Annotated in this window: 18 protein-coding genes; 11 read left to right on the top strand and 7 right to left on the bottom strand. The window is 52.1% G+C overall.

Annotated features, from left to right (window positions below; genetic code table 11):
- Positions 1 to 95: 95 nt before the first annotated feature.
- The gene (locus PsAD5_RS04920; protein WP_063291275.1) at positions 96 to 668 is read right to left on the bottom strand and encodes a DUF924 family protein; all 573 of its coding nucleotides are present in this window, start codon (positions 666 to 668) and stop codon (positions 96 to 98) included.
- Positions 669 to 762: 94 nt separating this feature from the next.
- On the opposite strand from PsAD5_RS04920, the gene PsAD5_RS28445 reads away from it, so the two are divergent.
- Complete coding sequence (locus PsAD5_RS28445; RefSeq protein ID WP_057464685.1) at positions 763 to 987, top strand: sulfurtransferase TusA family protein; 225 nt, start codon at positions 763 to 765, stop codon at positions 985 to 987.
- Positions 988 to 1008: 21 nt separating this feature from the next.
- Here PsAD5_RS28445 and PsAD5_RS04930 read toward each other — a convergent pair whose 3' ends face one another.
- Complete coding sequence (locus PsAD5_RS04930; protein ID WP_063291276.1) at positions 1009 to 1302, bottom strand: 4a-hydroxytetrahydrobiopterin dehydratase; 294 nt, start codon at positions 1300 to 1302, stop codon at positions 1009 to 1011.
- 155 nt (positions 1303 to 1457) lie between these two features.
- Here PsAD5_RS04930 and PsAD5_RS04935 point away from each other — a divergent pair, with 155 nt between their 5' ends.
- Positions 1458 to 1943 carry a low molecular weight protein-tyrosine-phosphatase gene (locus PsAD5_RS04935; protein WP_063291277.1) on the top strand — a complete coding sequence of 162 codons (486 nt, stop codon included), beginning with the start codon at positions 1458 to 1460 and terminating at the stop codon, positions 1941 to 1943.
- Between the two features lie 67 nt (positions 1944 to 2010).
- On the opposite strand, the gene PsAD5_RS04940 is transcribed toward PsAD5_RS04935, so the two are convergent.
- The gene (locus PsAD5_RS04940; RefSeq protein WP_063291278.1) at positions 2011 to 2850 is read right to left on the bottom strand and encodes a phosphatase PAP2 family protein; all 840 of its coding nucleotides are present in this window, start codon (positions 2848 to 2850) and stop codon (positions 2011 to 2013) included.
- Between the two features lie 211 nt (positions 2851 to 3061).
- On the opposite strand from PsAD5_RS04940, the gene PsAD5_RS04945 reads away from it, so the two are divergent.
- Positions 3062 to 3664: a 2-hydroxychromene-2-carboxylate isomerase gene (locus PsAD5_RS04945; RefSeq protein WP_063291279.1), complete on the top strand. Its 603-nt coding sequence runs from the start codon at positions 3062 to 3064 to the stop codon at positions 3662 to 3664.
- Here PsAD5_RS04945 and PsAD5_RS04950 read toward each other — a convergent pair.
- On the bottom strand, positions 3661 to 4788 hold the full coding sequence (locus PsAD5_RS04950; RefSeq protein WP_063291280.1) for a hybrid sensor histidine kinase/response regulator: 1128 nt from the start codon (positions 4786 to 4788) through the stop codon (positions 3661 to 3663). The genes PsAD5_RS04945 and PsAD5_RS04950 overlap by 4 nt on opposite strands.
- A 98-nt stretch (positions 4789 to 4886) precedes the next feature.
- Here PsAD5_RS04950 and PsAD5_RS04955 point away from each other — a divergent pair, with 98 nt between their 5' ends.
- Together PsAD5_RS04955 and PsAD5_RS04960 are read left to right on the top strand one after the other, a co-directional pair.
- A complete protein-coding gene (locus PsAD5_RS04955; RefSeq protein WP_208980647.1) occupies positions 4887 to 5915 on the top strand; it encodes an AEC family transporter in 1029 nt (342 codons plus the stop codon).
- A gap of 30 nt (positions 5916 to 5945) precedes the next feature.
- Positions 5946 to 6908 (top strand): AEC family transporter, encoded by a 963-nt coding sequence (locus PsAD5_RS04960; protein WP_063291281.1) that lies wholly within the window; start codon positions 5946 to 5948, stop codon positions 6906 to 6908.
- A gap of 1 nt (position 6909) precedes the next feature.
- Here the strand turns inward: PsAD5_RS04960 and gluQRS are convergent, their stop codons facing one another.
- Positions 6910 to 7767: a tRNA glutamyl-Q(34) synthetase GluQRS gene (gene gluQRS / locus PsAD5_RS04965; protein WP_063291282.1), complete on the bottom strand. Its 858-nt coding sequence runs from the start codon at positions 7765 to 7767 to the stop codon at positions 6910 to 6912.
- Positions 7768 to 7839: 72 nt separating this feature from the next.
- Between gluQRS and PsAD5_RS04970 the strand changes: the two genes are divergently transcribed.
- Genes PsAD5_RS04970 through PsAD5_RS04985 form a run of 4 tightly spaced genes read left to right on the top strand, consistent with a single transcriptional unit; the run spans position 7840 to position 10126 of the window.
- On the top strand, positions 7840 to 8481 hold the full coding sequence (locus tag PsAD5_RS04970) for a DNA-3-methyladenine glycosylase family protein (RefSeq protein WP_063286151.1): 642 nt from the start codon (positions 7840 to 7842) through the stop codon (positions 8479 to 8481).
- A gap of 37 nt (positions 8482 to 8518) precedes the next feature.
- A complete protein-coding gene (locus tag PsAD5_RS04975; protein ID WP_063291283.1) occupies positions 8519 to 8953 on the top strand; it encodes a hypothetical protein in 435 nt (144 codons plus the stop codon).
- Complete coding sequence (locus PsAD5_RS04980) at positions 8950 to 9624, top strand: alpha/beta hydrolase (protein WP_208988486.1); 675 nt, start codon at positions 8950 to 8952, stop codon at positions 9622 to 9624. Before PsAD5_RS04975 ends, PsAD5_RS04980 begins: the two co-directional genes overlap by 4 nt.
- Positions 9625 to 9652: 28 nt before the next feature.
- The gene (locus tag PsAD5_RS04985; protein ID WP_063291284.1) at positions 9653 to 10126 is read left to right on the top strand and encodes a YbaK/EbsC family protein; all 474 of its coding nucleotides are present in this window, start codon (positions 9653 to 9655) and stop codon (positions 10124 to 10126) included.
- A gap of 4 nt (positions 10127 to 10130) precedes the next feature.
- On the opposite strand, the gene PsAD5_RS04990 is transcribed toward PsAD5_RS04985, so the two are convergent.
- Positions 10131 to 10343 (bottom strand): hypothetical protein, encoded by a 213-nt coding sequence (locus PsAD5_RS04990; RefSeq protein WP_063291285.1) that lies wholly within the window; start codon positions 10341 to 10343, stop codon positions 10131 to 10133.
- A gap of 159 nt (positions 10344 to 10502) precedes the next feature.
- Between PsAD5_RS04990 and PsAD5_RS04995 the strand changes: the two genes are divergently transcribed.
- On the top strand, positions 10503 to 11054 hold the full coding sequence (locus tag PsAD5_RS04995) for a cysteine hydrolase family protein (protein WP_063291286.1): 552 nt from the start codon (positions 10503 to 10505) through the stop codon (positions 11052 to 11054).
- Here the strand turns inward: PsAD5_RS04995 and PsAD5_RS05000 are convergent.
- Entirely contained in the window at positions 11051 to 11956 is a 906-nt protein-coding gene (locus PsAD5_RS05000) for a polyprenyl synthetase family protein (protein ID WP_063291287.1), read from the bottom strand. The two genes, PsAD5_RS04995 and PsAD5_RS05000, sit on opposite strands and share 4 nt — an antisense overlap.
- 300 nt (positions 11957 to 12256) lie before the next feature.
- Here PsAD5_RS05000 and PsAD5_RS05005 point away from each other — a divergent pair, with 300 nt between their 5' ends.
- Positions 12257 to 13498: an SAM-dependent methyltransferase gene (locus PsAD5_RS05005; RefSeq protein WP_063291288.1), complete on the top strand. Its 1242-nt coding sequence runs from the start codon at positions 12257 to 12259 to the stop codon at positions 13496 to 13498.
- Positions 13499 to 13520 lie beyond the last annotated feature (22 nt).

A 13520-nucleotide genomic window follows, 5' to 3' on the forward strand; every position in this document is an offset into this window, starting at 1 on the left:
AGAATATGTCTGTCAATAAAATAGGCAGAGCCATAATTTGACTCTGCCTATTTTGTAATCACGTCTGATGCGTGGTTAATTTTTGATCAGATTGCTTATGCTCTGAAACCACCAGAGGCGAGGAACTTGGTCTCTTCTGGCGTTGAGGTTCGACCGAGCACTTCGTTGCGGTGAGGAAAACGGCCAAACCGACGGATCACGTCCATATGGATCAGCGCATAATGGTAGGTGTCTTGATCACCAAGGCCGCGGAACAAGTCCACGCTCAAATCCTGCATGTCCATCTCTTCTGAATGCTCAAATGGCAGGAAGAAAAACATGCGATAGCCCATAGGAAAGGCGGTATGGAAGTTCTTGTTCAATGACTCAAGAGCGACTTTTACAGCTTTGGGATCGGATGCAAATGCTTTTGAGGAGCCGCGATAGATGTTGCGCGGGAATTGGTCGAGCAGCAAAAGGAGGGCCAAAGTGCCGTGAGGCGTCGCTGTCCAGGTGTCGTAATCTCCGCGATTGGCGGCTTCTACGTCGGCTTCAAAGTTCTCACGAATTTCCTGATCGAACGCTTCGCCGCCGTTGAACCATTTGGGGCCGCCTGCCGTCCACCAGAAGTCCAGAATCTCAAGCGCATTGCTGGTCTCTGTTTTTCCGTCCAGTTCCATCGTCGCCATGGTCTACTCCCCAATATTCACTTTACTGTTGCGCAAAGTTCCGTTAGCCCAGCATCAAACACAGTGCCACACTCGAGTACCTGGTGAAACATTGGTGGAAGATTCAAATATTCTGGACCTGAGAGGTCTCAACTGCCCACTGCCGGTGATGAAGACGCGCAAGCATCTTAAGCGTATGGCAAAAGGCGAGCAGCTTGTTGTGAAAGCTACTGATCCAATGTCTGCAATCGATATTCCACATATGTGCCAGCAAGACGGCCATGTGCTGATTGAGAATAAGATGGTAGGTGACGTGCGTCAGTTCAAGATTGAATGCTGATTGCACTCTTCCTGAAGATGATTAAGCGTCGCAAAGCCTGTCCAGTTTGCGGGCAAGCTTGAAATCCAGCTCGGTCAGCCCACCTGCATCATGGGTGGTAAGTAACACATCCACTTTGTTGTAGGTGTTCGTCCATGTAGGATGGTGGTTCATCTTTTCTGCCAGAATTGCAGCGCTGGCCATGAAGCCAAATGCGCGTGCAAAGGACCGGAAGGTGAACGTGCGTTCTATCGCGTTGCCATCTTCAGACAAGGTCCAATGCGGTAATTCTGCGAGGGCAAATTCTTTTGCGGTAGAGGTCAACAGCTCGGACACAAGACCACCTTTGGTTTTGTTGCAAGGGGTGTCTCAGATTTAGTAGGTTTTTCTGACTCGCAAAATCCATGGATATTTGAGTAGATCAGCGCGAAAGTCTGGAGCAAAGATTTCGGCTGGGTTAAATATTCGGGCAGTCAGATTTGGAGGGAGCAGTGGTCTTTTTGCAGCGTCGTGTACTGTTTGTGTGTCTTGGCAATATTTGTCGTAGTCCGTTGGCAGAGGGTGTCTTCCGTCATCATGTCAAACAAGCTGGGCTGGAAGAGCAGATTTACGTGGACTCCGCGGGAACTGCGAACTGGCATAGTGGCAAAAAGCCGGATATCCGCAGCATCCAGACAGCGCAAAAGCATGGCGTTGATATTTCTAAACAAGAAGCGCGCCAGCTGGTTGATGAGGATTTCGAGAAGTTTCATTACATCATTGCGATGGATGCCAGCAATCTAGCGAACATCCAGTCCAAAGCGCCGTATCTGCATACAGCAAATGTGCGCTTGCTGCTTCAGGATGAGCAGAAGGATGTGCCTGATCCGTATTACGGAGCGAATGAGGGCTTTGATGAGGTGTACGATCTGGTGAGCAACGGGACGTATAATTTGCTTCAGGAGATCCGTGAGGAGATGGAACCGACCGAGATCTAGGTTCTTTGCAGGATATTGAAGAAAAGCTCCGCAGTTGGTTGCGGAGCTTTTTTTGTCTTCGGGCTGACTATTTGAATTTGCGCAGGAAGCTTTTGCTGTTTCGTGCGCACCAGCAGGCAGCGCGGCCAAGTTTAGCACGCAGCCAGTGGCCCCCTTTGGTGAAGGAGGTATCCAGATTAGCTGGCTGAGCCCATGTTGGCGTGCGCTGGTACAGGTAGTGATAGACGCCCACAACTACGAGCATGGTGATGCCCCAGGAGAGCAGGGTGTCTGAAAAGAAGTGTCCGCCGAAAGCCACACGGTTGGCGGAAAGGAAAAAGACCAATGCCCCGATTGCTGTCGCCAGAGGAGTGCGCCAGGATTTGGGGGCGATAAAGACCAGCACGAACAACCAGATGGATGCTGATGCCTCACCGGATACAAACGAGCAGTTACTATCACAATGGTTAGTAGGTTGCCACACGCCGATGAATGGCAGGTCTCCGCCGAAGATTTCCGTTTCGCGCGGGCGTGGGCGGCCCCACAGGTTCTTAAAGAATGCGTTGACGACGAGGCCCGGTCCGAGAATGAGCGTGGATACGACGAAGATCGGATGGCGCAAATCCATCAGCGCTTTCAGCTTTGGAAATGCGAGCTTGAAGAGCATCACAAACAAGGACAGGCCTGCAACCCACTGGAAGATGTAGACGCCGAAGTATCGCAGACCGCGCCAGAACGGGTCTTTTGAAACAGGGAAACTGCCTTCACCGTCATAAAAGAAGGTGGAGGCCCAGATATCCAGCCTCGGGAAAATCAGAAAGATTGCTGAGACGACAAGGATATATGTCAGGATTGCCGTGAACGGGCGTTCTCCGCAGAAACTAATGATTTTATTTAGGATTGAAGTCTTCGAACCGTCTTTTGCCACGGGAATTCCTGAGTTCGCTCTTTTGGGTTACAAGGCGGTATACTTGTTTTCGAAGGTTGCGCCAATGTGCTGCCTTGAAATTCCATTGGTGCTCAGCAAGATTACGTCTCGCAGTGCCAAACCCCCATATAGGGGCCTGCGAGATAAATTCAAATTGTTTCCATTGCCGTAGGTTGGGTCTTACCGGTCTATTGGATCAGAAAGAGAATAAATGCCTCGGCTCGCGTTTTATTATGAATTTGCCAGCCCATACTCCTACTTGACCGCAGCACGTATTGAACAGCTTGCGAAAGACAGGGGCATCGATATTGATTGGCGGCCTTTTCTGTTGGGGCCGATCTTCCGGCGTCAGGGGATAGAGAGCTCTCCATTTTTAGAGAACCCGAAGAAGGGGGCTTATATGTGGCGGGATGTTGCGCGTACCGCTGCAAACCTCGGCTTGCCCTGGAAGAAGCCACAGATCTTTCCACAGCACAGTCTGTTTGCCTCTCGTATTGCTTTTGCGGGACGTAAAGAACCGTGGATCGGTGCGTTTACCCGCGCTGTGTTTCATATGGCTTTTGCATTGGACGAGGATATCTCCAAGCCAGAGTTGATGATTGCCTTGTTGCGTGAGCTGGATCTGGATGCAGATAAGGTCATGCGTCAGGCTGAAACCACTGAGGTCAAGATTGGTTTACGGGCAGCAGTTGCTGAGGCGGAGACGTTAGGTGTGTTTGGAGCGCCAAGCATGATCACCGAAAAGGGCGATCTTTATTGGGGCAACGACCGTCTTGATGAAGCGCTGGATGCTTCCTTCATGCGGATTGGCTAGCTGACCTTCTGAAGCGTGCTTTCCAGCAGGCTGTAGAGGGCTGACGGGTTGATAGGCTTTTCCAGAATTTGCGTGAAACCTTGTTTGAAGAGCGCTGGGCGGTCTTCCGGCGCGATGCTTGCCGTGATCGCGAAGCTAGCTCTATCCTTGGCGTGTCCGTTTGCCTGCATCTGAGTGAGTGTTTCCGAGCCGCTCATTTCCGGCATATTCAGATCCAGAAAGATCAGGTCGGATGGAGTTTTTGACTGTACAGCCAACGCCTGCTTTCCACTGTCTGCGATGCGCACAGTCAGGCCAAATGATGAGAAGATTGCTGCTAGCAACTCCCGGTTTGGTTCATTATCGTCAACCACCAGCACAGAGCCAGAAAGCTTGGAGCGCGTCATATTTTGGGCTGGAGTAGAAAGTTGCTGTGTCTGCTCGATCTCTTGGATTGGCAAAACCAACTCAAAACAGGCAGCATGTTCGGTATTGGTGATGAGCCTCAGGTCTCCGTGATGGTCGCAGGCAAGGTGCCGCGCACTCCAGAGCCCGAGGCCATGGCCGTCGGAATTACGTTTTGGCGTTGGGGCGGCGTCCAGATGTGAAGCTTGCTCTGGTGTCAGGCCTGGGCCAGCATCCTTGAGCGTTACCACGATGTTGGGTTGATGGTTTGAGAACTTGATATGTGCGCTGAGCGTGATGGTGCCCGTATTGCTGTACAGAATAGCATTATCAACCAGGACTGCGAGAATGCGCTGCAGTTCATCTGACTGGGTTTGGTAGGCTGACATCGCTTCTCGTGACCAGCGGTGGGTGAGGGTGTGACCAGAGCTTGCTGCCTGTGGTGAAAACAAATCTGCAATGTAGGTGAGCTGATCCAAAAGTGATTTTGCTTGAGGCCCTGCCTTGCTTGTTGCATGGCTATGATGCTCAGCCTGTGTGTTTGCGCCGAGGATTGCACCTGTCAGCTTCGCAAGTGAGTTGATGGCTGTTTGCAGGGTGTTCAGATGATGTTGCTGCCGATCGCTGAGTGGTTCCTGTGCGATCAGATCCGAAGCCGTTTTCATGGCAGACAGTGGTGTCTTCAGGTCGTGCACCAGCCTTGCAACATCCTGCTTTGGAGCCAGTTTGGGCGCAGGCATGAGATAACTCCTTGATCAATCCTCGAAGAAGAGCCTAAAACACTGGCAGGAAAAGTTCGCCCAGTTCTGGCAAGGATCCACCGAGATTTTGTTTTTTGATGCTGCAAGCGCACCTGCTTGCCCTTTGGGAGAGTGCTGTATGGTGGAAAGAGAGCGGACACGGAATGCTGTTTAGTACGCTGCAGGTGGTGTTTCCCATTTTTGCGACAGTGGGTGTGGGGTATGGCTTTGGATATGCCGGGCTGCTGAGCAAGCAGGTCGGTGACAATCTCAGCACCTTCTGCATTACCGTGCTTATTCCGGTTCTGATCTTCCGTACTCTGGCGACATCTGATCTTGCCGGGCTGAGCCCATGGGCGCTTTGGGGCACTTATTACACAGCATTGGCAACCAGTGCCGTGCTGGGTGGCTATATGGTGCGCAAGGTGTTCGGTCGGGAAGCAAGAGCTGCTTGCATTGGCGGGTTCTCGGCGGCGTTCTCCAACATGTCGTTGGTTGGTATCCCAGTAATCACTTCAGCATTCGGACAAGAAGCGTTGGTTCCTATTTCGCTGATCATCTCCGTGCATGCGCCGTCCGTAACACTGGTGTTTGTGTTGGCGATGGAGCGGGCGGTGGTGGTGGACGGCTATCAGGAAGCACGGCCTTTCAAAGACGTTATGCATTCGCTGTTCACCACGCTGATCAAGAGCCCGCTGGTTATTGCTATTTTGCTGGGTGTGGGCTGGAACTTCTCGGGCTACGAATTGCCTGTATTGCTGGATGGTGTGCTGCATCCTCTGGCAAAAGCTGCCAGCCCCGTTGCGCTGTTCTCTGTAGGAATGACGCTGCTCAATTATGGTGTGCGTGGGAACATTGCCATTGGCAGCGTGCTGAGTTTGCTCAAGATTGTGCTGATGCCAGCGCTGGTACTGGCTCTGGGTGCTTATGTCTTCCCGCTCTCACCGCTTTGGGTGGCGGTGGCGACACTGGCGGCGGCCTGCCCAACAGGTGTTGTGGCCTACCTTTATGCCAGCCAGTTTGGAACCGGGCATGCCATGAGTGCGAACTCCATCAGCCTGACGACCATTTTCTCAATAATCACAATGAGCTTCTGGCTTTGGATCTTAAACTTTCTGGGCTACTAAGAAGGTCTTGCACCCTCTTTCGAGTTTCCCATGATTGTTCAGGTCTTTTTCGTCGTCTTTCCGATCTTTGCTCTTGTTGGCATTGGCTATGTTGTTGCAAATGTTGGATATCTGGATCGCAGTCTTGGCGATATTCTGAGCAAATTCTGCGTGAACCTTCTCATTCCTATCCTGTTGTTCCGTAGCCTTGGTTCCGCTGACCTGGATGGCATTTCGCCTTGGGGGTATTGGGCGACTTACTACGGTTCCATGATTGTGGTTGCTTTTCTGGGTGGCCTGCTTGTCCGCATTGGGTTTAAGCGGGAAGCACGTGCAGCGGTGATTGCCGGGCTGACGGCGTCTTTCTCCAACACCGTGTTGGTTGGTATTCCGTTGATTGATGCGGTTTATGGAGCTGAGGGAACGCTTTTGATTTCGCTTCTCATTGTGTTCCACGCACCGCTAACCGCGCTGACGTCTTCTGTATTGATGGAGCGCGCGGTGGTGATTGATGGTCATAAAGCGCCGCGATCCAAGAAAGAGCTTCTGATTGCAGTTGGCAAAGGCTTGTTGGCGAACCCGATCCTGTATGGTGTTGTGGGTGGGCTGCTCTGGAATGTATCAGGTTTGGAAATTCCAAAGTTGGCTGATGACGTTCTGGCTCCACTGGGGAAAGCTGCCTCACCTGTGGCGCTGGTTGCAGTGGGAATGAGCATGGTGAACTACGGTATCCGCGGTAATCTGGCGATTGGCAGCGTGCTGGCGATCATCAAGTCGATCCTAATGCCGTTTGTGGTGTTTGTAGTTGCTGCACACGTGGTGGGCCTACCTTCTGTCTGGGTGGGTGTGGCAACGTTGATCGCAGCGTGCCCGACAGGCGTGTTCTCCTTTATCATGGCCAACCAGTTTGGCACCGGTCATGCTATGTCCACCAACGGCATCGCAATCACCACAGGCATCTCGGTTTTCACCGTAAGCTTCTGGCTCTGGTTCATTCAGGTACAGGGGTATTGAGCTACAGACCCAACCTCTCTCTGATTTGTTCAGAAGTGACGCCGCTTGCTCTTAGTTCGCGGAGGGAAGTGTCCTTGGCGGATTTGGCGAGTTTGCGGCCTGTTTTGTCGAGAATGAGGTCGTGATGTTCGTAGTGCGGTTCTGGTACGTCCAGTAGAGTTTGCAGCAGGCGGTGGACGCTGGTGGCGTGGTAGAGGTCTTTGCCGCGCAGAATGTGGGTGATGCCTTGTAGGGCATCATCTACGACTACTGAGAGGTGATAGCTGGTTGGGGTGTCTTTGCGGGCAAGGACGACATCGCCCCAGGCTGCCGGGTTGGCCTGAATTTTTCCGTGATGTGCTTCGTTCCAAGTAAGAGATGTTCCCGCTAACTTAATGGCTTTGGCCATGTTGAGGCGCAGGGCATAGGACGCATCGGAGTTCTGAAGGGCTTTTTGTTCTTGTTCTGAGAGAACGCTGCTGTCTCCGGGGTAAAGTGGGGCGCCGTCAGGGTCTCGTGGCCATGGCGTGTCCGATGCATCCTGCTTCGCGACGAAGCGTTTGATCTGGGCGCGGGTGAGGTAGGCTTTGTAGACAAGGCCCATTGCTTCCAGCTGTGCGAGTGCCTTGGCGTACTCGCTGAAATGCTCTGATTGCCTGCGAACTGGCGTTTCCCAGTGCAGGCCCAGCCATTTCAGGTCTTCCAGCATATCTTCTTGCAGTTGCGGGGTGCAGCGGACTGTGTCGATATCTTCGATGCGCAGCAGGAACCTACCGCTGTTTTGCTTTGCAGCTGCATCGTTGAGGATGGCCGAATAGGCATGGCCAAGATGGAGGTGGCCGTTGGGTGAAGGGGCAAAGCGATAGACAGGCGAGTTCATTTGCGAAATGGTTCTACTTGGAATATGGACAGCTTGTTATTAGAGCATCTTTGCTTGCTTGAGGAGGGGGCGTTGAGACCTATAAATACGCTTGAGGATATTGAGCGGGAGCTCGCGTCTCTTGTACAGTTAGATGAGCGGCTTGTTCGCGTTGCTGATGTTGCAGGTGAGGTGCCTTTGCGCAGGCGCTCAGCTGATTTTGCCGGACTTTGCAATATCGTGGTGGCGCAGTTGCTTTCTGTGGCGGCTGCGGCGAGCATCTGGGCAAGGTTGGAGGCACTGGTGGTGCCATTTGAGCCGGATGTGCTGCTTTCCAAAAGCGATGAGGAACTGTTGGGTGTTGGGCTTTCCAATGCCAAGTTGCGAACATTGAAGGCCATTGCTGAAGAGCTGAAGGCTGGTTTGTGTTTGAACGAGGCGGTGGACTGGCCGGGTGAGGTCGCACACAAGCGGCTTTGTGAGATTAAGGGCATTGGTCCGTGGTCCGCAGATATCTTCCTGCTGTTTTGCGCTGGGCATCCGGATGTGTTTCCGGTTGGTGATGTGGCTTTGCAGGCGGCTGTACAGCATGCGTTTGATCTGGAAGAGCGCCCCAAGGGAAAGGTGCTTGCCGAAATTACTGAGGCATGGTCTCCTCATCGTGGAACTGCGGCGCGATTGTTCTGGTCTTATTATCGCGTGATGAAAGAAGGACGCGAGACCTTGCCGGTTTAAAGAGGGCTGAGCCAATCACCAAATGGGGAGCTGTTTGATGGAATCTAATGATTTTGTGGGTGCTGTGGACGCACAGATTGAACTGCTTCGCGATGGGAAGCCGCTTGAAGCGTTTGATGCCTTCTTTGCGTCCTCTGTGCAGATGTATGCCAATGATGTGCTGTTTGCGGATGGCGCTGCTGAAGGCCGTGCCAAGCAAGAGCCGTTTATTTCTGCAGCGCAATCCATCATTGGCAAGATTGAAGATGTTGTGATTGATGAGGCGCGTGGTTTATGCGCCTTCCGCAATCTCAGCCAGTTTGTAGATGGTGCTGGTGTGTTGCAGCAGATTGACGGTTTGTGCTGGCAACGCTGGGATGCTGGTAAGGTTGTTGAAGAGCGCTATTATGATGGTGAGGTGATGCACGCCCTTTTGAAGGATGGTCTGCTTCAAGACCTTACTGGTCATATGACGATGAAAGAGGCTGAATGAGTATGCACGAGCTTGAGTGCATCCGCTTGGAGCCGAGCCATGCACCGGTGCGCAAACTGCTGGTGTTGCTGCATGGGTATGGCGGTGATGCCGGGGACATGGAGCCGACAGCGCGTGTTTTACGCGACGGGCTACCTGAAACCGCAATTGTTTGCCTGAATGGGCCAGAGCCATGCGCGCATTGGGTTGAGGGGCGGCAGTGGTTTGCGGCCTCTGAGTTTGATGCGCGGGAAATCTGGATTGGTGTGCAGGCTGCTGCGCCGTTGATAAACCGGGTGCTGGATGCCGAGCTGGAGCATTATGGTCTGCTGGAGCGGGACATGGTGCTGGGTGGCTTTTCGCAGGGGGCTATGGTTGCTTTGCATGTGGGGCCTCGGCGTTTTTCTGAGGCGGCAGGCCTGCTAAGTTTCTCCGGTGTTTTGGGTGGACCTGAGCATCTGGTGGAGCAGATGGTGGTGCGGCCTCCAGTGATGCTTCTGCATGGCAGTGAGGATGATGTGGTGGCGGTGGCGTATCTTGGGACTGCTCAAACGGCGCTGGAGAATGCAGGGTTTGATGTGGAAGCGCATGATCTGGCGGGGCTGGATCACTCCATCAATGGTGAAACGCAGGCATTGGCGCTCCGGTTCCTGAAAGAGCGGTTTGGAATTTCAGCGCCAACCACTATCTAAAGGAAGCACAGGCCGGAGGAGGGGTTATATGTTGCAAAGTAAGCGTGCAAAGCAATTTCAGAGTTTTTTGGATGATCGTGGGCTTGGGTTGAAAGTCGTTGAGTTGCCAGAGTCTTCACGTTCTGCTGCAGAGGCTGCGCAGGCGCTGGGCTGCGCTCAGGAGCAGATCGTCAAATCCCTTGTCTTTCAGAAGCTGGATACCGAGGAAGCTATTCTGGTGCTAGCGAGCGGGACGAACCGTGTCAACGAAGACGCCATTTCTACAGTCGTTGGTGGGCCGATCGGGCGGCCTGATGCCAAGTTCGTCAGAAACGTCACCGGATTCTCTATTGGCGGTATCCCACCGCTGGGACATAAGCAGGAGCTGACGGTTTTCGTGGATGAAGATCTGTTGAGCTTTGATGAAGTGTGGGCTGCTGCCGGAACGCCGAATGCAGTGTTTATGATGCCCGGAAATCTGCCGGACATTTTGGGAGATCATCAGGTTATCAGCGTGAAGTAACAGGCTACATTCTGTCTTCGACTGGCCAATGAACGTATGCGAGGATCCAGAGGAAGATCAGGTTGACCAAGGGAATGAAAGCCAGAATGGTCCAGATCCTTGAGAAGCCGAGACGGTTCAGGATTCTCGCGATTGGAATGACGACAACCAATATCCAGACAATCATAATGACGACTTGCCAAAGGGCGAAGCCTTCCATCATCATTTCATGATTCATGTGACGACCTCCTGTCCATCTGCTTCAGGACCAACTATCTGTTTGATGGTTACAAAGGTCAAAGAAAATATTTATTGATTACAATTGCTTATGACTAATTCATGGGCATATTTTTAGGGGAAGTCGGAGGCGCTTGTTCCTCCGATAAATGAGGGTACGATGAGCACCGCGCTTATTATTATTGATGTACAAAAATATTTGTTTGATGTGGAGCCGCACCCGTTTGAGCGGGATGAAACAATTGCTCGTATCAACAGGCTGAGTGCAAAAGCTCGTGAAGCAGATGTGCCAGTTATCGTTGTTCAGCATGAACGGGCAAACCATCAATTGGCTTATGGTACTGACGGATGGGAATTACCGGAAGATCTGGTTGTAACGGACAGTGATTTGAAAGTGCGGAAAACTGCACCGGATTCCTTCTACAAAACCAATCTGAAAGAGTTGTTGGATGAGCGCGGCATCACTGATCTGACGATCTGCGGATTTGCCTCGGAGTTCTGCGTGGATACCACGTTCCGCCGTGCGGCTTCGCTTGGGTTTAACCTGCGACTGGTGAATGACGCGCACACCACGCACGACAAAGAGCACGCTACCGGACAGCAAATCAGAGAGCATCACAACAATACGCTCGTTTTTCTTCGTGGGTATGAGGGCAGTATTGCTGTTTTACTGGAAGCTGACGTTGAATTTGCGCAGGCAGTGACGGCTTAACTTTCGCGATCAGCGATGTAACGGGCCAGCGTCTTCAAGGTGTTGGCCTTTGCGCCGTATGGCTCCAGCAGTTCATCTGCTTCTGCAATCAAGCGTGAGAGCTCCTGACGGGTGTGGCTTTCACCCAGCAGGCTGACGAGGGTTGCCTTGCCAGCTTCTGCATCTTTGCCTGTTGCCTTGCCAACTACTTCTGCATCGCCAGTCAAGTCCAGCAGGTCATCTGCCAGCTGGAATGCCAGACCGATGATTTCACCAAAACGGGTGAGGCGAGCGATGTCGTCGTCTGTGGCATTTGCGAGAATTGCGCCTGCACGACATGCATAACGAATGAGTGCGCCGGTCTTCATCGCCTGAAGCTGACGGATCTCAGCTTCTGTTCTGTCGCGGTGCTCAGAGGCCAGGTCCAGCATCTGACCGCCTGCCATGCCGCCAATGCCGGATGCGCGGGACAATTCCCGCGACAGACGTAGACGGATGGCCGGATCAGGATGCACTTGCTCATCAGCAATGAAATCAAATGCGATCGTGAGCAGTGCATCGCCTGCAAGGATCGCCGTTGCTTCGTCAAATGCCTTATGGGTTGTTGGACGGCCACGACGCACATTGTCATCATCCATTGCAGGCAGGTCGTCATGGGCGAGGGAGTAGCAGTGAATGCATTCCAGTGCTGACGCGGCTACAAGCGTGCCTTCATCTTCGTGACCGAACAAGCGTGCAGCTTCCACCATGAGAACCGGGCGCAGACGTTTGCCGCCGGACAGCGCTGCATAGTTCATCGCTTCCAACAAGCGTTCAGGGCGGGCCAACTCCTCAGAACGAACTGTCTCCCCTAATAGAGAGGTGAGCTTTTCTTCAAGAGACTGAGCGGTTTCGGTGATGACCGATTTTAAAGCAACAGACACAGAACCCCATCCCAAACGAGCAATTAAAATACAACAGATTTGAAAGTGCTTACCTATTCGACAGATAGCAAGTTGATCGTTTGTCCTGAAAACAGCTCAACGTCAAGTGAAATGGCGTGTTACCGTAAGGTTCCTGCGGAATTTCGCCCCGTATATATTCGGCTGAGATTTCCTGCGGAGTTGCCTTGTGGCTGTTTTTTTCTTTAGGTTAAATCTAAAGTTACCTAAGGTCATATAATAAGAGCCTCGCAATAAGGCGCCCTAGTAAGTCAGCTATAAGAGATGATAGGGGGAATAGAAATGCGTGCACTTTCGAAGATTTTGTCGAGTTTTGTCCAGAAAGGGCAACTTGTAATTTTTGATGTCAAAGACAAAAAACATGTTTTTGGTAGCGATGAAAGCGGCCCCTCCGCTGCATTGCGTTTTCACAGTCAGAAACTTCCCTACACACTTCTGATTGATCCTGAGCTGAAAGCAGCCGAAGCCTATATGGATGGCTTGATCACCATGGAGCCGGGTCACACTTTGAATGATCTGGTTGCTGTATTCATGGCGAATGATGGCCTGCTTACAGAACATCCTATTCAACGAATTCTAACCTTCATGAAAGACGGCCATACGCGGCGGCGACTTGGCCTGAACCTGAAGAAAAACAAAGCGCAGGTGCGTCATCATTACGATCTGTCGACGGACTTGTATCGGCTGTTTCTGGATGACGGGCTCAATTATAGTTGCGCTTATTACCGGACACCTGAAGACACACTTGAAGAAGCCCAGCAGGCCAAGCTGGATCATCTGGTTGCCAAGCTGGACCTGAAGCCGGGTATGTCAGTGCTTGAAATTGGTGGTGGTTGGGGTTCTCTGGCCATTCGCATGGCGCAGACCGGTGCGCAGGTGACCTCTCTCAATGTCTCTACCGAGCAGATCAAAATTGCTGAAGAACGGGTGAAAGTTGCCGGTCTTGAGGGCAAGGTTGATTTTGTCTGTCTGGACTACAACGAGTTTGAAGGTGAGTTTGACCGCGTTGTTTCTGTCGGCATGATGGAGCATGTTGGCCACGGCAATCTGGGTGCTTACTTTGCTAAGGTCAGAGACTGTCTGAAACAGGATGGCTATGCTGTCATTCACTCAATTGGTCGCAGTGGACCTCCGGGTGTAACGGGTCCGTTCCTGAGTAAGTACATCTTCCCAGGTGGATATTGTCCTGCTCTTTCAGAGACTTTTGCCGATATTGAAAAAACAGGTCTTTGGGTCTGTGATAACGAGATCTTACGGCTGCACTATTATTACACCCTGAGAGATTGGCGCCTTAACTTTGAGCGTAACCGAGACAAGATCAAAGAGCTGTATGACGAGCGCTTCTGCAAAATGTGGGAGTTCTATCTGTCAGGCTGCGAAATGAACTTCCTGCACGGGCGGCTCATGGTGTTCCAGTTGATCCTTTCTAAAGAACGGGATGCAGTGCCGATTATCCGTGACTTCATTGGTGACAATGAGCAGGCGATGATCTCTCATCGTGATGATCGCAGAAAAACGGCCTAAGCTGCTCTGTATTAAAGAAATG

It is taken from the genome of Pseudovibrio sp. Ad5, from assembly GCF_001623095.1.
Lineage (GTDB): Bacteria > Pseudomonadota > Alphaproteobacteria > Rhizobiales > Stappiaceae > Pseudovibrio.

Coding starts and splice junctions, on each gene's coding strand:
- PsAD5_RS04920 (WP_063291275.1), bottom strand. CDS start 668: ATGGCGACGATGGAACTGGACGGAAAAACAGAGACCAGCAATGCGCTT.
- PsAD5_RS04945 (WP_063291279.1), top strand. CDS start 3,062: ATGCCTCGGCTCGCGTTTTATTATGAATTTGCCAGCCCATACTCCTAC.
- PsAD5_RS04950 (WP_063291280.1), bottom strand. CDS start 4,788: ATGCCTGCGCCCAAACTGGCTCCAAAGCAGGATGTTGCAAGGCTGGTG.
- PsAD5_RS04955 (WP_208980647.1), top strand. CDS start 4,887: ATGCTGCAAGCGCACCTGCTTGCCCTTTGGGAGAGTGCTGTATGGTGG.
- PsAD5_RS04960 (WP_063291281.1), top strand. CDS start 5,946: ATGATTGTTCAGGTCTTTTTCGTCGTCTTTCCGATCTTTGCTCTTGTT.
- gluQRS (WP_063291282.1), bottom strand. CDS start 7,767: ATGAACTCGCCTGTCTATCGCTTTGCCCCTTCACCCAACGGCCACCTC.
- PsAD5_RS04975 (WP_063291283.1), top strand. CDS start 8,519: ATGGAATCTAATGATTTTGTGGGTGCTGTGGACGCACAGATTGAACTG.
- PsAD5_RS04980 (WP_208988486.1), top strand. CDS start 8,950: ATGAGTATGCACGAGCTTGAGTGCATCCGCTTGGAGCCGAGCCATGCA.
- PsAD5_RS04985 (WP_063291284.1), top strand. CDS start 9,653: ATGTTGCAAAGTAAGCGTGCAAAGCAATTTCAGAGTTTTTTGGATGAT.
- PsAD5_RS04990 (WP_063291285.1), bottom strand. CDS start 10,343: ATGAATCATGAAATGATGATGGAAGGCTTCGCCCTTTGGCAAGTCGTC.
- PsAD5_RS04995 (WP_063291286.1), top strand. CDS start 10,503: ATGAGCACCGCGCTTATTATTATTGATGTACAAAAATATTTGTTTGAT.
- PsAD5_RS05005 (WP_063291288.1), top strand. CDS start 12,257: ATGCGTGCACTTTCGAAGATTTTGTCGAGTTTTGTCCAGAAAGGGCAA.